General features: G+C 65.6%; 15 protein-coding genes. 7 read left to right on the top strand and 8 right to left on the bottom strand.

Going from position 1 to position 18,271, the window contains the following annotated elements; translation table 11 throughout:
• Nucleotides 1-40: 40 nt before the first annotated feature.
• Both X268_RS01195 and X268_RS01190 read right to left on the bottom strand, forming a co-directional pair.
• Nucleotides 41-1,411 carry a glutamate--cysteine ligase gene (locus X268_RS01195; protein WP_128923234.1) on the bottom strand — a complete coding sequence of 457 codons (1,371 nt, stop codon included), beginning with the start codon at nucleotides 1,409-1,411 and terminating at the stop codon, nucleotides 41-43.
• A 99-nt stretch (nucleotides 1,412-1,510) separates the two neighbouring features.
• Nucleotides 1,511-2,008, bottom strand: a complete 498-nt coding sequence (locus X268_RS01190) for a MarR family winged helix-turn-helix transcriptional regulator (RefSeq protein WP_097657218.1) — start codon at nucleotides 2,006-2,008, stop codon at nucleotides 1,511-1,513.
• A gap of 126 nt (nucleotides 2,009-2,134) precedes the next feature.
• On the opposite strand from X268_RS01190, the gene gstA reads away from it, so the two are divergent.
• Complete coding sequence (gene gstA, locus X268_RS01185; protein ID WP_128923233.1) at nucleotides 2,135-2,749, top strand: glutathione transferase GstA; 615 nt, start codon at nucleotides 2,135-2,137, stop codon at nucleotides 2,747-2,749.
• Nucleotides 2,750-2,967: 218 nt separating this feature from the next.
• On the top strand, nucleotides 2,968-3,249 hold the full coding sequence (locus tag X268_RS01180; protein WP_128923232.1) for a hypothetical protein: 282 nt from the start codon (nucleotides 2,968-2,970) through the stop codon (nucleotides 3,247-3,249).
• 378 nt (nucleotides 3,250-3,627) lie between these two features.
• Here X268_RS01180 and X268_RS01175 read toward each other — a convergent pair whose 3' ends face one another.
• From X268_RS01175 to X268_RS01160, 4 genes are all read right to left on the bottom strand, one after another.
• Nucleotides 3,628-5,841: a 3-hydroxyacyl-CoA dehydrogenase NAD-binding domain-containing protein gene (locus X268_RS01175; protein WP_128923231.1), complete on the bottom strand. Its 2,214-nt coding sequence runs from the start codon at nucleotides 5,839-5,841 to the stop codon at nucleotides 3,628-3,630.
• Nucleotides 5,842-5,859: 18 nt separating this feature from the next.
• Nucleotides 5,860-7,068 (bottom strand): acetyl-CoA C-acetyltransferase, encoded by a 1,209-nt coding sequence (locus X268_RS01170; RefSeq protein WP_128923230.1) that lies wholly within the window; start codon nucleotides 7,066-7,068, stop codon nucleotides 5,860-5,862.
• 55 nt (nucleotides 7,069-7,123) lie between these two features.
• On the bottom strand, nucleotides 7,124-8,914 hold the full coding sequence (locus X268_RS01165) for an acyl-CoA dehydrogenase C-terminal domain-containing protein (protein ID WP_128923229.1): 1,791 nt from the start codon (nucleotides 8,912-8,914) through the stop codon (nucleotides 7,124-7,126).
• Between the two features lie 102 nt (nucleotides 8,915-9,016).
• Complete coding sequence (locus X268_RS01160) at nucleotides 9,017-9,400, bottom strand: nuclear transport factor 2 family protein (RefSeq protein WP_128923228.1); 384 nt, start codon at nucleotides 9,398-9,400, stop codon at nucleotides 9,017-9,019.
• A 197-nt stretch (nucleotides 9,401-9,597) separates the two neighbouring features.
• Between X268_RS01160 and X268_RS01155 the strand changes: the two genes are divergently transcribed.
• The 4 genes from X268_RS01155 to X268_RS01140 all read left to right on the top strand — a co-directional run bounded on the left by X268_RS01155 (nucleotide 9,598) and on the right by X268_RS01140 (nucleotide 15,936).
• The gene (locus X268_RS01155) at nucleotides 9,598-10,188 is read left to right on the top strand and encodes a PadR family transcriptional regulator (RefSeq protein ID WP_128923227.1); all 591 of its coding nucleotides are present in this window, start codon (nucleotides 9,598-9,600) and stop codon (nucleotides 10,186-10,188) included.
• 300 nt (nucleotides 10,189-10,488) lie between these two features.
• A complete protein-coding gene (locus X268_RS01150; protein ID WP_164937467.1) occupies nucleotides 10,489-13,920 on the top strand; it encodes a tetratricopeptide repeat protein in 3,432 nt (1,143 codons plus the stop codon).
• A 331-nt stretch (nucleotides 13,921-14,251) separates the two neighbouring features.
• Entirely contained in the window at nucleotides 14,252-15,169 is a 918-nt protein-coding gene (locus X268_RS01145; protein ID WP_128923225.1) for a sulfite exporter TauE/SafE family protein, read from the top strand.
• Nucleotides 15,166-15,936, top strand: a complete 771-nt coding sequence (locus X268_RS01140; protein WP_128923224.1) for a TIGR02186 family protein — start codon at nucleotides 15,166-15,168, stop codon at nucleotides 15,934-15,936. Before X268_RS01145 ends, X268_RS01140 begins: the two co-directional genes overlap by 4 nt.
• A gap of 113 nt (nucleotides 15,937-16,049) precedes the next feature.
• Here the strand turns inward: X268_RS01140 and X268_RS01135 are convergent, their stop codons facing one another.
• A complete protein-coding gene (locus tag X268_RS01135) occupies nucleotides 16,050-16,955 on the bottom strand; it encodes a DMT family transporter (protein WP_128923223.1) in 906 nt (301 codons plus the stop codon).
• A gap of 108 nt (nucleotides 16,956-17,063) precedes the next feature.
• On the opposite strand from X268_RS01135, the gene X268_RS01130 reads away from it, so the two are divergent.
• On the top strand, nucleotides 17,064-17,927 hold the full coding sequence (locus X268_RS01130) for a LysR family transcriptional regulator (protein WP_164937466.1): 864 nt from the start codon (nucleotides 17,064-17,066) through the stop codon (nucleotides 17,925-17,927).
• 25 nt (nucleotides 17,928-17,952) lie between these two features.
• On the opposite strand, the gene X268_RS01125 is transcribed toward X268_RS01130, so the two are convergent.
• Nucleotides 17,953-18,186 (bottom strand): hypothetical protein, encoded by a 234-nt coding sequence (locus X268_RS01125; protein WP_128923221.1) that lies wholly within the window; start codon nucleotides 18,184-18,186, stop codon nucleotides 17,953-17,955.
• Nucleotides 18,187-18,271 lie beyond the last annotated feature (85 nt).

Here is an 18,271-nt window from a genome sequence, read left to right as displayed (position 1 = left end):
CCTAAAGCGCGATGAGGATTCATCCTGATCGCATCGCACTTTAGAACGCGTATTCGGCGTAGGCCGGTTCCACCGAGCCCTTCCAAGGACCGTTGAACTTGTCCAGCATTTCCTCGGCCGGGGTCCGGCCGCAATCGATGATGCGGTCGAGCGGCTCGAGATGCCGCGTTTCGTCGCGGCCGAGCTGGTCGATCCGGCCGCGCCGGCGTAGTCCGGCATGTGCCAGAACGAGGCATTCCTTGGCGATCTCGAAGAGGTAGCGGTCCTTGATCCGCGCCTTGAAGCCCATGCGCGGCACGTCGTCGCGCAGGGCCTGCCGTTCATACGCGCTCCAGTGCTTGACGATCTCCCAGGCGGCGTCGAGCGAGACATCGTCATAGAGCAGCCCGACCCAGAACGCCGGCAGCGCGGGCAACCGGCCCCACGGCCCGCCGTCGGAGCCGCGCATCTCGAGATAGCGCTTCAACCGCACTTCCGGGAAGATGGTCGACAGATGATTGGCCCAATCCGACAGCGTCGGACGTTCGCCGGGAAGGTTGTTGTTGCGGCCGTCGAAGAACGCGCGGAACGAGGAGCCCGACACGTCGATGTACTCCTCGCCGCGCTTAACGAAATACATGGGCACGTCGAGCGCGTAGTCGACATAGCGCTCGAACCCCATGCCGTCCTCGAACGCCCACGGCATCATGCCCGACCGGGCATTGTCGGTGTCGCGCCAGATTTCGGAGCGGAAGGAGAGGAAGCCGTTCGGCTTGCCCTCGGTGAACGGCGAATTGGCGAACAGCGCGGTCGCGACCGGCTGCAGCGCGAGCGAAACGCGCAGCTTCTTGACCATGTCGGCTTCGGAAGAGAAGTCGAGATTGGTCTGCACCGTGCAGGTCCGATACATCATGTCGAGGCCGTACTGGCCGACCTTCGGCATGTAGTTGGTCATGATCTTGTAGCGGCCCTTGGGCATCACCGGGATGTCGGCGCGCGACCAGGACGGCGTCATGCCGAGACCGAGGAAGCCGATGCCGAGCGGCGTTGCGATCTCGCGTACCTGTGCGAGATGCGCCATCAGCTCGCTCTGGGTCTGGTGCACGTTCTCGACCGGGGCGCCGGAGAGTTCGAACTGCCCGCCGGGCTCGAGCGAGATCGCACCGCCGCCGGTGACGTCGTAGAGGCCGATGATGTTGCCCTTCTCCATGATCGGCTCCCAGCCGAGCAGGAGCTTCATGCCCTCGAGCAGCGCGCCGATGCCGCGCGCGCCCTCGTAAGGGACCGGGCGGTGGCCTTCGAGCGTGAACGGCGTCTTCTCGTGCTCGGTGCCCATGCGGAATTCGGACGGGTCCTTGCAGCCGGCCTCGAACCACGCAACGAGCTCGTCGCGCGATTGCAGCGGCGTCATATCGATCTGGTCTCGCGCCATATCAAACTCTAATCAAAGGCGCTTCGATCGAATGCGCGCGGGTGACGGGGATGGTCCGCGAGCCCACCGGGCGCACGGACGAGTTGGTGTGCCGCGCGATCATCGCGAAGGCGAGGTTTCGTTGACGTTGGCGACGGGCGGCAGTTTCATCTCGCCGCACGAGCAGCCCAGACGGTCGAGCAGACCGCAGAGCTTGACGGCATCCGCATCGGACAGTTTCGAACCGACATATTTCTCGATCGCAGCCGAATAGGCGCCCCACATCCGCTTCTGCAACTCGCGGCCGGCTTCCGTGATTTCGACGAACTGGCCGCGCTTGTCGATCTTGCATTCGCGCCGCGAGGCGAGGCCTTCATCGACCAGGCGGTCGATCAGGCGCGAGGTGGAATATTGCGGGATCAGCATCTGCCGTTCGAGCTCCACCGGCCGCAACTCGCCCGAGGGCGCCCGTGACAATTCGAGCAGCGCGTCATACCAAGCCAGCGGCGGGAAGCCGGCCTTCTTCAAATCCTGCTCGACGCAATCGAGCACGCGGCTCTGCACCCGCATCAGGCGGATCCAGGCGGAAGTCGCCTCGGTCGATGGTTTGCGTTTCATGGTCCCGCTCAAGCTTGTCGCCCGTCTCTTACCTCATTTGATGCAGGTGCATCAATCTTGACTATTCCAAGCAACTGCATGTAATCGCTTTTTCGGCCGAACCAAGCGCCAAGAGAAGGAAATTCCATGAAACTGTACTATTCGCCCGGAGCCTGCTCGCTCTCCCCCCACATCGCGCTCCTGGAAGCCGGCCTGCCCTATGAGCTGGTCAAGGTCGATATCCGGGCCAAGAAGCTCGAAAATGGTGAGGATTATCTGGAGCTGAACCCCAAGGGCCAGGTCCCTGCGCTGGGCCTCGACAGCGGCGAGATCGTGACCGAAGGCCCGGTGATTGTCCAGATGATCGCCGATCAGGCTTCGGACAAAGCGCTGGCTCCGGCCCGCGACAGTTCCGAGCGCTACAAGCTGCTGGAGTGGCTGAATTTCCTCACCTCCGAGCTGCACAAGAGCTTCGGTCCACTGTTCGCGCCGGCCTTGAACGACGAAGCCAAGGCCTTCTTCAAGGATCGCATCATGGGCAAGCTGAAATACGTCGACAGTCAGCTCGCCGGACGCGACTACCTCATGGGCAAGCAGTTCACGGTGGCCGACGGCTATCTCTTCACGATGCTGACGTGGGGCGACCGCATGAAGTTCGACCTCTCAGGCACGCCGAACCTTGCCGCCTACAAGGCCCGCGTCGCGGCGCGGCCGCAGGTGCAGGAAGCGCTGAAGAAGGAAGGGCTGGTTCAGGCGAAGTAGGCGCCGGATCACGACAGCGATGTTGGAGAGCCGGATCGATGATCCGGCTCTCTTCGTTTTCGGAACCTGGAACGTTCCAAACGCCGCGATATCAATTTTAGAAGCATTGTCCGGATTAACAATAACTCCGCCTTGTCAGGTCCGCGGACGTCACCATCCTTGTGAGAACAATCCAGTTGGCTCAACCTCGCTGCGGAATGCTGAACTGGGAAGTCATCGTGACCACCGCACTACTGCTCTTTCTCGCAAGCGGAATCGCCGGACTGACGACGGGGCTCTTCTTGCGGGTGTGGGCCCTGGTGCTCGTCTCGCCGGTCACCGCGATCCTGGCAGCGATCGTTCTGCAGAACGCGGGCTTCGGATTTTGGATGGGCATTCCGATCGTGGTCGGCTGCCTGGTGTTCGGCCAGATCACCTATGTGGCGGCGGCGTTCTACATGCAGCGTGGTGGATTCTCAGTGCAGGACGACGTCGACGGCAAGCCAGGCGAGCACGGCTAGCACGATATCGGCGACGACAACGAGTAGCGCCACGCCAGCCCACGAGGGGATCTTTCTGCGCCGCCGGAGAACCTTGCGGCGCGACCACGGACGATCGAGCAGCAACAGCGGAGAGTGTCTCAACGCAATACCGGCTGCGCCATCTTGAAACATCGTGCGGATCATCACAGGACACCTTCAATGCTAATGATTGTTCTTGTGAGTTGATCAGCAAGAGGGGTGCCAGCGCGGAGTGAGCGCGGCCGCAGACGCGCGCTGATGTCGGGCATGAACGAATGCGACAGGCCACAACGGACGCTTATCGCCATGCGTTGAACGGCACGAAAAAAGGCCGGATCGACGATCCGGCCTTTTATGTTTTCTGGGTCGTCCGAATGGCTAGGCCGCGGCCTTCTTCGGCGCGAAGCGGCCGTAGAAGGTTTCGCCCTTGGCCGCCATCTCCTCGAGCAGCTTCGGCGGCGTGAAGCGCGAGCCGTACTTCGCTTCCAGCTTGTGGCAGAGCTCGACGAACTTCTTCGTGCCCATGAAGTCGATATAGGACAGCGTGCCGCCGGTGAACGGCGCGAAGCCGAAGCCGAGGATCGAGCCGACATCCGCCTCGCGGGGATCGGTGATGACGTGGTCCTCGACCGTGCGCGCGGCTTCCACCGCCTGCACCACCAGGAAGCGCTGCTTCAGCTCCTCGACGTCGAGCGTGTCGGGGTCGAGCTGCTTCGGCTGCAAGGCCGAGAGGCCCGGCCACAGGCTCTTCTGGCCCTTGCCCTTCTCGGGATAGTCGTAGAAGCCTTTGCTGTTCTTGCGGCCGAGACGGCCCTGCTTCTCGACCAGCTCAACCATCAGCTTCTTCTGATCGGGATTGATGGCGTTGGGGCCGAGATCGGCTTCGGTCGCCTTCATGATCTTCAGACCAAGATCGAGCGCGACCTCGTCCGACAGCGAGAGCGGGCCGACCGGCATGCCGGCCATCTTGGCGCAGTTCTCGATCATCGCCGGCGGCACGCCTTCGAGGAACATCTCGTTGCCTTCGGCGACATAGCGGCCGACGCAGCGATTGGCGAAGAAGCCTCTGGAGTCGTTGACCACGATCGGCGTCTTGCCGATCTGCCGGACGTAGTCGAGCGCGGTCGCGAGCGCGACGTCGCCGGTGTTCTTGCCGAGGATGATCTCGACCAGCATCATCTTCTCGACCGGCGAGAAGAAGTGGATGCCGACGAACTTGCCCTGGTCCCTGAAGCTCTCGGCCAGCGAGGTGATCGGCAGCGTCGAGGTGTTGGACGCGAAGATCACGTCGGGCTTCAGATATTCCTGCGCCTTGGCGAAGGTCTCGGCCTTGACCTTGCGGTCCTCGAACACCGCCTCGATGACGAGGTCGACGTCCTTCAGCGCGGCATAGTCGGCGGTGGCCGTGATGCGCCCGAGCAACGCTTCGGCATCGGCAGGGTTGGCGCGGCCCTTCTTGATCTGCTCCTCGATCACCTTCTGCGCATGCGCCTTGCCCTTGTCGGCGCTCTCCTGGTCGCGATCGATCAGGACGACGTCGAGGCCGGCAGGAGCCGAAACGTAGCCGACGCTGGCGCCCATGAAGCCGGCGCCGATCACGGCGATCTTCTTCACCTTGGTCGGCGGCACGTCCTTCGGCCGGCGCGCACCCTTGTTGAGCTCCTGCATCGACAGGAACAGACTGCGGATCATCGCGGCTGCTTCCTTCGACCGCAGCACCGAGGTGAAGTAGCGCGATTCGACGCGAAGCGCGGCGTCGATCGGCAGCTGCAGGCCTTCATAGACGCAGCTCATGATCGCGCGCGCGGCCGGATAGTTGTCGTAGGTCTCGCGGCGATAGATCGCGTTGCCGGCCGGGAACATCATCATGCCGGCCTTGGAGAACACCGGGCCCCCAGGCAACTTGAAGCCTTTCTCGTCCCAGGGCGCGATCGCCTTGCCGCCGCCCTTGATCCAGTCCTTTGCAGCCTTGATGAGGTCGGCGGCGGGCACGATTGCGTGGATCAGATTCAGCGCCTTGGCCTTGTCGACCGTGACCGGATCGCCCTTGAGCAGGATCGTCATGGCGTCCTGCGGCGGCACCAGGCGCGGCACGCGCTGCGTGCCGCCGGCGCCGGGGAACAGGCCGACCTTGACCTCGGGCAGGCCGAGCCGCGTCTTGGGATTCTCCGCCGCCACGCGATAGTGGCAGCACAGCGTGATCTCGAAACCGCCGCCGAGCGCAAGGCCGTTGATCGCGGCCGCCCACGGCTTGCCTGAGGTTTCGATCGAGCGCAGCACTAAAGAGAAGCGGCGGCTCTGGTCGAACAGCATCTGGTTCGCTGCGGTCTCGCCCTGCTCCTTGAAGACCTTGGCATAGGCCTGGTTCATGCCTTCGAGCATGGAGAGGTCGGCGCCGGCGCAGAACGCGTCCTTGGCCGAGGTGATGACGACGCCCTTCACGGCGGCGTCCGCCGTGGTCGCCTTGACGATCGCCTCGAGCTCGTTGGTCGAGGTCTCGTCGAGCACGTTCATCGAACGGCCCGGGATGTCCCAGGTGACGAGCGCGATGCCGTCGGAATCGGTCTCAACCTTGAAGTTCTTGTACGACATGTTGGTTGCTCCCTACCCTTAGACGCGCTCGATGATGGTCGCAGTGCCCATGCCGCCGCCGATGCACAGCGTGACGAGGGCGGTGGACTTGTTGGTGCGCTCGAGCTCGTCGAGCACGGTGCCGAGGATCATCGCACCGGTCGCCCCGAGCGGATGGCCGAGCGCGATGGCGCCGCCATTGACGTTGATCTTGGCATTGTCGATGTCGAAGGCCTGGATGTAGCGCAGCACGACGGAGGCGAAGGCCTCGTTGAGCTCGAACAGGTCGATGTCCGACTTCTTCATGCCGGAACGCGCGAACAGTTTTTCGGTGACGTCGACCGGACCGGTCAGCATCATCGCCGGCTCCGAGCCGATGTTCGCGAACGCGCGGATTTTTGCGCGCGGCTTCATCCCATACTTCGCGCCCGCCTCCTTGCTGCCGAGGAGCACGGCGCCGGCGCCGTCGACGATACCCGAGGAATTGCCGGCATGGTGCACGTAGTTGACGCGCTCGATCTCCGGATGGGACTGAATCGCGACGCCGTCGAAGCCGCCCATCTGCGCCATCATCGTGAACGACGGCTGCAACTGCGCCAGCGACTGCATCGTCGTCGAGGGACGCATGTGCTCGTCCTTGGCGAGAATGGTGAGGCCGTTGATGTCCTTTACCGGCACCACCGACTTGTTGAAGCGGCCCTCGTCCCAGGCCTTGCCGGCGCGCTGCTGGCTCTGCACCGCGTAGCCGTCGACGTCGTCGCGCGAGAAACCGTATTTGGTCGCGATCAGGTCCGCCGACACACCCTGCGGCATGAAATAGGCCGGCACTGCGATCGAGGGGTCCACCGGCCAGGCGCCGCCGGAGGCGCCGATGCCGACGCGGCTCATCGATTCGGCGCCGCCGCCGATCACCAATTCATGCTGGCCGCTCATGATCTGTGCGGCGGCAAAGTTCACGGCATCGAGGCCGGACGCGCAGAAGCGGCTGATCTGCACGCCGGGCACGGCCTCGCCGAGGCCGGCCTTCAGCGCAGCGAAGCGCGCGATGTCGGAGCCGGCTTCGCCGACCGGATCGACCACGCCGAGCACGACGTCATCGACGGAATCTTCGGGAAGGTTGTTGCGGTCCTTCAGCGCCTTCAGCGGCACGGTCGCGAGCGCGAGCGCGGTGACTTCGTGCAGCGCGCCGTCCGGCTTGCCGCGGCCGCGCGGGGTGCGAACGTGGTCGTAGATGAATGCCTCAGGCATGACGCCCTCCTGATGTGATGTTCGATACGATTGGGAGCAGGCAGCGGAAGCAGGCTCAGAACGCTTCCGCCGGCAATTCCATGATGGTGGCGCAGCCGGCCTGGATGCGCGCGAGATTGGCGGCCGTCTCCGGCAGCATCCGCTCCATGAAGAAACGGCCGGTGACGAGCTTGGTCGAGAGATAGGGCGTGGCCCCGCTCTCGGCAATCTTCGCCTGCGTCACCTTCGCCATCTTGGCCCACATGTAGCCGAGCGCGACGAAGCCGAACAGATGCAGGTAATCGGTTGCGGCAGCACCCGCATTGTCAGGCTTCGCCATCGCGTTCTGCATCAGCCAGGTCGTGGCCTGCTGCAGATGGCCGAGCGAGGTCGAGAGCGGGGTGATGAAGGGCTTCAGCGCCTCGTTGCCGCCGTTCTCCTTGGCGAAGGCCATGACCTCGCCGAAGAAGGCCATGATGGCGCGGCCACCGTCGCGCGGCAGCTTGCGGCCGACGAGGTCGAGCGCCTGGATGCCGTTGGCGCCTTCGTAGATCATGGCGATGCGCGCATCGCGCACGAACTGCTCCATGCCCTGCTCGGCGATGTAGCCGTGGCCGCCATACATCTGCTGCGCCTGCACCGCGTTGGCGAAGCCGTAATCGGTGAGGAAGCCCTTCAGCACCGGCGTCATCAGGCCCATGTGGTCGTCGGCGGCCTGGCGGTCCTTCGGGTCCTCGGAGCGGTGGGCGACGTCGCTCTTCAGCGCGGTCCACATCACGAAGGCGCGCGCGGCCTCGTTGAAGGCGCGGATCGAGAGCAGCGTGCGGCGCACGTCGGGGTGCACGATGATCGGATCGGCCTGCTTGTCCGGCGCCTTTGCGCCGGTGAGCGCGCGGCCCTGGATGCGCTCGCGGGCATAGGCGACCGCGTTCTGATAGGCGACCTCGGACTGCGCGAGGCCCTGCACGGCGACGCCGAGCCGGGCCTCGTTCATCATCACGAACATGCCCTGCATGCCCTTGTTCTCTTCGCCGATCAGCCAGCCGGTGGCGTTGTCGTAGTTCATCACGCAGGTCGAATTGCCGTGGATGCCCATCTTGTGCTCGATCGAGCCGCAGACGACGCCGTTGCGCTGCCCCACCGAACCGTCGGCGTTGACCAGGAACTTCGGCACCACGAACAGCGACACGCCCTTGATGCCGGCGGGCGCGCCCTCGATGCGGGCCAGCACGAGATGGATGATGTTGTCGGCGAGGTCATGCTCGCCGGCCGAGATGAAGATCTTGGTGCCCGTGATCTTGAAGCTGCCGTCAGCCTGGCGCACCGCCTTGGTGCGGAGCATACCGAGGTCGGTGCCGCAATGCGGCTCGGTCAGGTTCATGGTGCCGGTCCATTCGCCCGCCACCATCTTCGGCACATAGGTCTTCTTCTGCTCGGGGGTGCCGTGTACCAGCAGCGCCGCGGTCGCGCCCATGGTGAGGCCGCCATACATCGAGAACGCCATGTTGGCGGAGATCTGGAATTCGTTGACGGCTTGCGAGAGCGTCACCGGCAGGCCCTGGCCGCCGAACTCCTGCGGCGCGGAGAGACCGAGCCAGCCGCCGTCGGCGACCTGCTTGAAGGCCTCCTTGAAACCCTTCGGCGTGGTGACGCTGCCGTCGTCGGCGCGCTTGCAGCCTTCGAGGTCGCCGACGCGATTGAGCGGCTGCAGCACCTCCTCGGCGAGCTTGGCGGCTTCGCCGAGAATGGCATCGCGCACGTCGCTCGAGGCATCGGAGAAGCCGGCGAGGTTGTCGTAGCGGTCGATCTGGAAGACGTCGTTGAGCAGGAAGTTCACGTCTTCGACGGGGGCTTTGTAGATCGGCATGGGGTTCTCCCGGCAATGGGCTTTGAAACGGTGATGTTCGCGTGAGTCCCGCGGCGCAGCCTTGCCCGCGAGTCTAGCGGGTTCTGCAACCTCTGGGCAGTGTCATGATTGGGCGGCCAGCCGCTCCGCCATCAGGCGGTGCAACATGTTGATCGCCTTGAGCGGACGCACCATCACCTTGAAATGCGTGATGCGTCCCTCGCCGTCGAAGGTGATGATGTCGACACCGTTGATCTCGATGCCGTCGATCATGGTCTTGAATTCGAGCACGGCGCCATTGTCGCTGCGCCATTCACCGACATAGGTGAAGCCGGGGCCACCGAGCACCTTCTCGGCGCTGGAAAGGTATTTAAAGGTGATGTCGCGCCCACGCTGCGGCGAATGCACGACCGGGCTTTCGAACACGGCATCGGGATGCAGCAGGTCCCAGAGCGCGGTGCGGTCGTGGGACTTCATGTAGGCGTACCAGGAATCGAGGCCGGTCATTCTCAGCTGCCTCCCTTAAGGCCTGGACAAAAAACGCGAAAACAACCCCATGCACAGTAGCGTGCTGATTGATGCCGCTGGGTTTTTCGGGTCGGATCTTGGGCCCGTGCCCGCATGCCTCATATGCACATTGACGCATATGCGCTAATGCGCATAAAGTCAAGCGAGTTGGTCGAGGTCGAAGAAGGAGGCCGGTCATGGCCCTGGGCGACGCAATCCTCGCATGCCTGACGGAACGTCCGATGACGGGCTACGAGCTCGCCAAGACGTTCGACTCCTCGATCGGCTTCTTCTGGAAGGCCGACCACCAGCAGATCTACCGCGAGCTCTCCAAGCTGCGCGACCGCGGCCACATCCAGGGCCGCGAAGTCGTGCAATCAGGCAAGCCCAACAAGCTGGTTTATACGCTCACTCCGGAGGGGCGAACAGCACTGCGGCACTGGGCCGCGCGACCAAGCACGCCGGCCTCGACCAAGGACGACCTCCTGGTCCGCCTCCATGCCCTCGACAGCATCGACATCGAGCCGCTGCGCACCGACCTGATGGCGCGCCTGGAGCACCATCGCGACCGCCACGCCAATTACGAGCGCATCCTGAAGAAGCGCTTTCCCGACGGCACCGCGGAGGGCCGGCTCGACCTCGGCAATTTGCTGCTGCTCCGCCTGGGGGCCCGGCATGAACAGATGGTGGCCGACTTCTGCGAGGAGACGCTCGCCGCACTGTCGACCATGACCGGCAAGGCCGCGGTGGTCCCGATCGAGGATGGCAAGCGCGAGGGGAAGGGCTGAGGGTCTGGTAGCCGCCTCTGCATCGTCATGGTCGGGCTTGTCCCGGCCATCCACGACCGTTCGCACGACACCGAAGAACGTGGATGGCCGGGGCAAGCCCGGGCATGACGAGCCGGTGGTTCCCCCCGCCCAACTTTAAGACACCGGCGCCGCATTCCTTAACTCGTTATTTACCGTAACAGGAAAAAGTCGGTTTTCGAGGCAGACGACCCGCGCCAAATTCGATTGTCTTTGCAACCGGCACGCGTGGGAAGGCTGGAGGCGCCGGGTGGGGCGCCGGAGTCGGAACCGGACAGAGTCATGAATTCGCGCGTATCGTGGAGTGTTGACGGTATCGATCCGTCCGTCAGGGAGCGGGCCGAAGCTGCTGCGCGTCGCGCGGGCATGTCACTCAACGATTGGCTCAACTCCACGCTCGGCGAGACCGCCCCGCCGAATTTTCGCGGACCTTACGATCAGCGTCAGGATCAGCATCCGCAACACATGCCGAGCCGGGAGAGCCGCGAAGTCGCCGACATCCACCAGCGGCTCGACGCGATCACCCAGCAGATCGAACGGATTTCAAAGCCTGCGCCGCGCCAGGACTCTCCAAGACCAGACGTCTCGCGCGAGCAGGGCGTCGCGCGTCAGCTCAACGACGCGATCTCGCGGCTCGATGCGCGATTGTCGCAAATCTCCCGGCCTCAGCCGCCGCGGCCGGCTCCTGCACCCTCACCCGTTGAAACACGCCAGCGCCAGGCCGACGCGGTCGAGCGCGCGGCAGCTCAGGTCTATCGCAACGCGCCTCCCCTAAGCCCGGCATCGTTCGACGTCGCGGTCGCCGAGATCACCGCGCGCCAGAGCGAGCTCGACGGCTTTACGCCGAGGCAGATGCCACCGCGTGCCGCACCCTCGATTGCCCCCGCGGCTGCTCCCTACGCGCCGCCCATGACACCAATGGCGGCCCCGCCCGCGCCTGCCTATGCTCCGCCGCCACCACCGCCGGGGCCGGATTTCTCCTCGCTCGAGCGCCATCTGCTCAAGATCACGAGCCAGATCGAATCGCTGCAGCGCCCCGACACGACCGAGCAGGCGATCAACGCCTTCCGCAGCGAACTCGCAGAGATCCGCGCCGCCATCACCGAGGCCATGCCGCGGCGCGCGATCGAATCGATCGAGAACGAGATCCGCTCGCTGCACCGCCGGATCGACGAGACGCGGTCGAGCGGCACCGACGGCCAGGTGCTGTCGGGCATCGAGCATGCGCTGTCCGACATCAAGCAGGTGCTGCGCACGCTGACGCCGGCCGAGCAGCTCACCGGCTATGACGAGGCGATCCGCAATCTCGGCGCCAAGCTCGATCTGATCCTGCGCGCCAACGACGACCCCTCGACGGTGCGCCAGCTCGAAGGCGCGATCGCGGCGCTGCGCGGCATCGTCTCCAACGTCGCCTCCAACGAGGCGCTGGCACGTCTGTCCGAAGACGTGCAGCTGCTGTCGTCCAAGGTCGACCAGATCACCCGCGCCTCTGGCTACGGCGACAGCTTTGCCGTGCTGGAGCAGCGCATTGCGGCGCTCACGGCGGCGCTGGAAACGCACGAGCGGCCGCAGCCGTCCGAGAGCACCGAGCATCTGGAAGCCGCGATCCGCGCGCTGTCAGACCGCTTCGACCGCATGCAGGTCGGCAATGATTCCGCCTCGACCTTCGCGCATCTCGAACAGCGCGTCTCCTATCTCCTGGAGAGGATCGAAGCCGCCGCCGAACCGCACAACGGCAATTTGAGCCGCGTCGAGGACGGGCTGCACGACATTCTGCGCCACCTGGAGCGGCAGCAGGCGACCTATTCCGCGCTGGCCGAGAGCCGCCATGCGGCAGCGGCCGATTCCGACGTGGTCGATCTGGTCAAGCGCGAGCTGTCAGACATTCGCTACAGCCAGGCCGAGACCAACCGCAGCACCCAGGACTCGCTCGACGCCGTCCATAGCGCGCTCGGCCATGTCGTCGATCGCCTCTCCATGATCGAGGGCGATCTGCGCGCGGTGCGCACCGCGCCGCCGCCCGCTGCGCCGCAGCCGATGCCCATGCCGATGGCCGCTCCTCTGGAGCCCGTGCCGATCGCGCGCGAACCGCGGCCGCAAGCACAGCCGCCGAAATACGAATACGATCCGAAGCCCGAGCTGCCGAATCCCGCCGCCGCGCAGGGTGCGCAAGCCGCCTTCGTCGCCGCGCCGCGCGAATTCCATGCCGCTGCGCCCGCCGCGCCGCCGCCGCTGCCGGCAGCGCCATCCGTTCCACCGCGCGCGATCAGCGAAATCCTGGAGCCGCACACGGCGCCGGCGCGCACGGCGCTTGCGCCGGAATTGCCGCCGGATCATCCGCTCGAGCCGGGCACACGGCCGGGCGGGCGCGCCACGCCGTCAGAGCGCATCGCCGCCTCCGAGAGCGCGATCAGCGACATTCCCGCCGCGCCGAAAGAGCCAGTCTCGTCGTCGAGCTTCATCGCGGCCGCCCGCCGCGCCGCCCAGGCCGCGGCCGCGCAGCCGGAAAAACCGGCCCGCGGTGCCAAGGGTGGTGCGAAGGCTGGCGCCGATCGCGGCAAGGACAAGGGCAAGGACGGCGGCTCGACCATCACCTCGAAGATCCGCTCGCTGCTGGTCGGCGCGAGCGTCGTCGTGATCGTGCTCGGCACCTTCAAGATGGCAATGAGCCTGCTCGAGGGCAGCCCGCCGCCGGCGCCGCAGGCGATGGACAATACGTCGAGCCAGCCCGCGCCGCAGGCGCCGCCGCCGGTGATCGAGAACAAGCCCGCCACGCCCGAGCAGGTCACACCGTCGATGACCTCGCCGACGCCGATCGGGCGGCAATCCCAGAACAACGCCGCGCCAGCGCCCGCCGCCAATTCGGGCAACGCGGCCTCGGTTGAAATTCCGGCGATTCCCGCCACGACACCGCCCGCGCCTCCCGCGACCAGCGAGGTCACCGGCGCGCTGTCGGGCACGAGCCGCGCCAAGCTCGGCCTCGTCCAGGTGCCGCCGAGCGAGAAGCTGCCTGATGCGATCGGAGGTCCCGGCCTGCGCACCGCTGCAATGAAGGGCGACGCGACCGCGGCCTACGAGGTCGGCGTGCGCTTTGCCGAGGGCAAAGGTGTCGCGACGAATTACGACGAAGCCGCCAAATGGTACGACCGCGCGGCGCAGGCCGGCGTCATCCCGGCGACCTTCCGCCTCGGCACGCTCTATGAAAAGGGCCTTGGCGTGAAGAAGGACGCCGACATCGCCCGCCGCTACTACACTCAGGCCGCCGAGCGCGGCAACGCCAAGGCCATGCACAATCTCGCGGTGCTCGATGCCGACGGCGGCGGACGCGGCGCGAACTATAAGAGCGCGGCGCAATGGTTCCGGAAGGCCGCCGATCGCGGCGTCGCCGACAGCCAGTTCAACCTCGGCATCCTCTATGCCCGCGGCATCGGCGTCGAGCAGAACCTCGCCGAGTCCTACAAATGGTTCAGCCTGGCAGCCGCCCAGGGCGATGCGGATGCCGCCGGCAAGCGCGACGACGTCGCCAAGCGCCTGGACCCGCAATCGCTCGCCGCCGCCAAGCTCGCGATCCAGACCTTCAGCGCCGAGCCGCAGCCCGACGATGCCGTCAACGTCCCGGCCCCGAACGGCGGCTGGGACAGCGCGCCGCAGGCAGCCGCCAAGCCCGCGCCGAAGCAAGTCGCGGTCAAGCGCTCGGCCTCCGCGGCGCATTAAGGGGCTTACTGCGCTCTCTCATCTTGTCGTCGCCCCGGCTTGACCGGGCGCCCCCGTATTCCAGAGGCCGGCGTTGAGGAGCTCGATGTCACAACAACGGGCGCGGCGTACTGGATGGCCCGGTCAAGCCGGGGCATGACAGCGGAGAAGGTGGCGGAAGCCGCGGCACGCGGTGACCAGCCAACTGATCCCACTTGACGCATTCACCACACCCGAAATTCCCGGTCCCTCCCGGCTCCGAATTCCGCTATTGAGGGGCGCGGCAATCGTTCCGAGCTTCCCGCGAGCATTCCGCGACAATCGATCCGTCTCGCCGGAGCGTGGTCCTTCGATGCAGCTCTACCTTCCGATCGCCGATCTTCCCGTCAACGTCTTCCTGGTGCTGGCGATGGGCGCTGCGGTCGGCTTCGTCTCGGGCATGTTCGGGATCGGCGGCGGCTTCCTGATGACGCCGCTGCTGATCTTCATCGGCATCACGCCGGCGGTCGCGGTCGCCTCGGTCAGGAGCCACATCGCAGCCTCGTCCTTTTCCGGCGCGCTGTCCTATTGGCAGCGGCGCGCGATCGACCCGGCGCTGGCGAGCGTCCTGCTCTGCGGCGGCGTGACCGGCACGGCGGGCGGCGTCTGGACCTTCACACAGCTTCGCTCGCTCGGCCAGCTCGATCTGATGATCGCGCTGTCTTACGTGGTGCTGCTCTCCACCGTCGGCAGCCTGATGTTCTCGGAAGGCCTGCGCGCCCTGATGCGAACCCGGCGCGGGGCGTTGCCGCCGCGACGCACGCACAACTGGATCCACGGCCTGCCGCTGAAGATGCGGTTCAAGCGCTCGAAGATCTATCTCTCGGTCATCCCCGTGGTGGTCGTTGGCATGCTGATCGGCTTCATCGGCGCCATCATGGGCATCGGCGGCGGCTTCATCCTGGTGCCGATCATGATCTATCTGCTGAGGGTGCCGACCTCGACGGTGATCGGGACCTCGATGGTGCTGACGCTCGTCACCATGCTGTTCGCGACCATGCTGCACGCGGTGACCAATCACCTCGTCGACGCCGTGCTGGCGCTGATCCTGATGGTCGGCGGCGTCACCGGCGCGCAGTTCGGCGTCCGCGCCGGCCAGAAGATCCGCGGCGAGCAGCTGCGGCTGCTGCTCGGCCTTCTGATCCTCTCGGTCGGAATCCGCTTTGCGATCGAGCTGGCGATCCGCCCCGAGGATCTCTTCACCATCCGCGAGCTGGGAGCGAGCGGATGACGCGCGCGGCGCTCGCACTCCTCGTCGTCCTGCTGCTCGGCTCGGTCGCGCGCGCCGAGCGGCTGATCGTGTCGGTCTCCAACCACCGCGTCACCGTGACACCGAATTATTCCGGCGAGGAGCTGGTGCTGTTCGGCTCGGTGGAGAAGGACGCCACCACGCCCCCTGAGCGCACCGCCTACGATCTCGTCGTCACCGTGATGGGCCCGCGCGCCGACATGGTGACGCGGCGCAAAGAACGCACCTTCGGCATCTGGATCAACACCGATTATCGGCAGTTCCTGCAGGTGCCGAGCTATCTGGCCCTGTTCGCCAACCGTCCCTTCGACGCCATCACCTCGCCCGAGATCGCGCGGCGCCAGCAGATCGGGCTGAACAACGTGCTGCTGACGCAGCGGGTCGGCGGTGATTATGCCGACGTGGTGCCGAACGACGCGTTCCGCTCGGCCTTCATCCGCCTGCGCACCCAGCGCGGGCTCTATCGCGAGGATGGAAGCGCGGTGACGTTCCTGACGCCGACGCTGTTCCGCACCGGCATTCCGCTGCCGGCGGAGGTGCCGATCGGCACCTATGAAGTGGAGATCAAGCTGTTTGCGAACGGCGCGTTCATCGGCAAGACCGACACCGCGTTCGAGATCGTCAAGGTCGGCTTCGAGCAGTTCGTCGCCACCACCGCGCGGCAGAACGGGCTGATCTACGGCCTCGTCACCGCGGCGATGGCGCTGATGACGGGCTGGATGGCATCGATCGTGTTCAAGAAGGACTAAGATCGTCGTCATTCCGGGGCGCGCGCAGCGCGAGCCCGGAATCCATCAATCCGCAGAGTTGGTGGCCCGATGGATTCCGGGCTCGAGGCTTCGCCTCGCCCCGGAATGACAGCTCACGCCTTCGCCGGCCGCGTCACCAGATAGATGCCGAGCGCGACTGGGATGATGCCGAGCAGATCGCGCGCTTCGACATGCTCGCCGAGCACGACGTAGGCGAACAGGATGCCGAGCGGCGGCATCAGGAAGTGGTAGGCGCTGGCGGCGGGGGCGCCGCAGACCTTCAACAGGTGAAACCAGAGCCAGGAGGCGATGATCGAGCCGCCGAGCACCAGGAAGGCAAAGGCGCCGATCAGGCTCGGCGTATAGTCGATCGCGTCGACATCGGCGAAGGTGAGCGCGACCGGGGTCAGTGCGATGCCGGCGGCCAGGCTCTGCACGCCGTTCCCGATCCATAACGATCCTTTGGGCGCCAACAGCTTGAACAGGATGGTGCCGGCCACAATCGAGGCGAGCGCGGCCAGCGTGAAGACGATGCCGTGCAGCGAATCGGTGCCGACCGACAGGCGGTGCCAGACGATCGCCGTCACGCCGACGACGCCGAGGGCAAGGCCGGTCGCCTTGCGCCAGGTCATGCCTTCACCGAGCAGGATCGTGGCGAGCGCCGCGGTGAAGACCGGATTGGCCGACACGATCAGGCCGCCGAGACCGGCGGAGACTGACTGCAGGCCGGTGTAGCCGAGCCCGAGATAAAGCGCGTTGTTGGCGATGCCGAGCACAGCGAAGATCGCAGCGTCGCGCCAGGAGAGTGACCAGGCCTCGCCGCGGATCAGCGTGGCACCGAGGATCAGGACGCCGGCGAGCGAGAAGCGCGCGGCGAGCAGGATCAGTGGCGGGCAATGGGTGACGCCGATCTTGCCGGCGACGAAGGCGTAGCTCCAGAGCAGACAGAACAGGCCGATGGCGAGCGGCAGCGTGTTGAAGCGGCGGTGAGGGACCGAAATCGAGGGGGCGAGCGACATGAGGGGCATTCTCGGAGTTTTTCTTGGTCCTCGATCTAGGGACGCCGCTTGGCATTTGGAAATTAAATGATTAACTTCCGATCAGTTGATTTTCGAATGGAGATCGCCATGCTCGATCTGGAGCTGCTGCGTAGCTTCGTCTCGGTGGTCGAGGCCGGCGGCTTCACCCGCGCCGGCGAGCGCGTCCACCGCACGCAATCGACCGTGAGCCAGCAGATCAAACGGCTGGAGGAGGATGTTGGTCAGGTGCTGCTGCACCGCGACGGCAAGGAGGTGCGCCCGACCGAGGCCGGCGAGCGGCTGCTGTCCTATGCGCGGCGGTTGCTCTCGCTGGCCGAGGAGGCGCGCGACGTGTTGCGCCAGCCTGATAGCGAAGGCGTGATCCGGCTTGGCATCCCCGAGGACTTTGCGGCTTACCGCTTGGCAAAACTGTTGGGCGCGTTCGCGCGCTCGCATCCGGGGTTGCGGCTCGACGTGCGCGCCGACCAGAGCAAGCACCTCGCCCGCGATATCGAACGCGGCGAGCTCGACCTTGCGCTCTACAAGCGCGAGGCCGGGGCAAAGGACGCGATCGCGGTGTGGCCGGAGCGAGTGCACTGGGTCACCAGCAAGAGCCATCCGGTCGACATGAACGTGCGGTCCGTGCCGCTGATCGGCTTTCCGGTCGGCTGCATCTATCGCGCCGGCGCTATCCATGCGCTGGAAAGCGCGGGCCGCGCCTGGCACACCGCCTATACCTCATCGAGTCTCGCCGCCGTCCAGGCCGCGGTCGCTGCCGGCATGGGATTGAGCATCCTGTCGGAGATGGCCATCCAGTCCGATCACCGCGTGCTGACCGCTAAAGACGGCTTTGCGCCGATCAACAGGACCGAGGTGGCATTGATGGCCGCGCCCGATGCGAGCCCGGCAACGTTGCGGCTGGCGGATCGCCTGGCCGAATTTTGCAATGCGGTGCAGGCCAAGGCGGCCTAGCTTCGTGTGGATTGCCGTCCGGCGCTCAATTCACCGCCGACATCAGCCTGTCGCCGCACGCATTCGCATAGAACTTGCCGCCGCATTGGCGCTTGATGGCGGCGCAACGGGCCGCGGGCGAGGCATTCTGCGGAATTGTGAAGCCGCAGCTCAGACCGTCCGCGCTGCGGCCGGGCTTGCCGGCGGCAAATGCAGCGCTGGAGGCGCTGATGCAGACGACGAGCAGGGCCGCCGCGGCGATTTCGATCAGCAGTCTCATGGGAATGGTCCTCCACACTGATGGCCGAATTGATCCGCAGTGTAGCACCGTAATCCGGTTTCTCCGTGCTCGCCCGGGTTCCCAA

The organism is Bradyrhizobium guangxiense, assembly GCF_004114915.1.
GTDB classification, from domain to species: domain Bacteria; phylum Pseudomonadota; class Alphaproteobacteria; order Rhizobiales; family Xanthobacteraceae; genus Bradyrhizobium; species Bradyrhizobium guangxiense.
The sequence above is the reverse complement of the archived record's forward strand: the minus strand, read 5'-3'. Positions and strand labels throughout refer to the sequence as shown.

Bases quoted from the DNA above. Each gene is read 5' to 3' on its own strand.
- X268_RS01195 (WP_128923234.1), bottom strand. From the start codon at position 1,411: ATGGCGCGAGACCAGATCGATATGACGCCGCTGCAATCGCGCGACGAG.
- X268_RS01190 (WP_097657218.1), bottom strand. From the start codon at position 2,008: ATGAAACGCAAACCATCGACCGAGGCGACTTCCGCCTGGATCCGCCTG.
- gstA (WP_128923233.1), top strand. From the start codon at position 2,135: ATGAAACTGTACTATTCGCCCGGAGCCTGCTCGCTCTCCCCCCACATC.
- X268_RS01175 (WP_128923231.1), bottom strand. From the start codon at position 5,841: ATGTCGTACAAGAACTTCAAGGTTGAGACCGATTCCGACGGCATCGCG.
- X268_RS01170 (WP_128923230.1), bottom strand. From the start codon at position 7,068: ATGCCTGAGGCATTCATCTACGACCACGTTCGCACCCCGCGCGGCCGC.
- X268_RS01165 (WP_128923229.1), bottom strand. From the start codon at position 8,914: ATGCCGATCTACAAAGCCCCCGTCGAAGACGTGAACTTCCTGCTCAAC.
- X268_RS01160 (WP_128923228.1), bottom strand. From the start codon at position 9,400: ATGACCGGCCTCGATTCCTGGTACGCCTACATGAAGTCCCACGACCGC.
- X268_RS01155 (WP_128923227.1), top strand. From the start codon at position 9,598: ATGGCCCTGGGCGACGCAATCCTCGCATGCCTGACGGAACGTCCGATG.
- X268_RS01150 (WP_164937467.1), top strand. From the start codon at position 10,489: ATGAATTCGCGCGTATCGTGGAGTGTTGACGGTATCGATCCGTCCGTC.
- X268_RS01145 (WP_128923225.1), top strand. From the start codon at position 14,252: ATGCAGCTCTACCTTCCGATCGCCGATCTTCCCGTCAACGTCTTCCTG.
- X268_RS01140 (WP_128923224.1), top strand. From the start codon at position 15,166: ATGACGCGCGCGGCGCTCGCACTCCTCGTCGTCCTGCTGCTCGGCTCG.
- X268_RS01135 (WP_128923223.1), bottom strand. From the start codon at position 16,955: ATGTCGCTCGCCCCCTCGATTTCGGTCCCTCACCGCCGCTTCAACACG.
- X268_RS01130 (WP_164937466.1), top strand. From the start codon at position 17,064: ATGCTCGATCTGGAGCTGCTGCGTAGCTTCGTCTCGGTGGTCGAGGCC.
- X268_RS01125 (WP_128923221.1), bottom strand. From the start codon at position 18,186: ATGAGACTGCTGATCGAAATCGCCGCGGCGGCCCTGCTCGTCGTCTGC.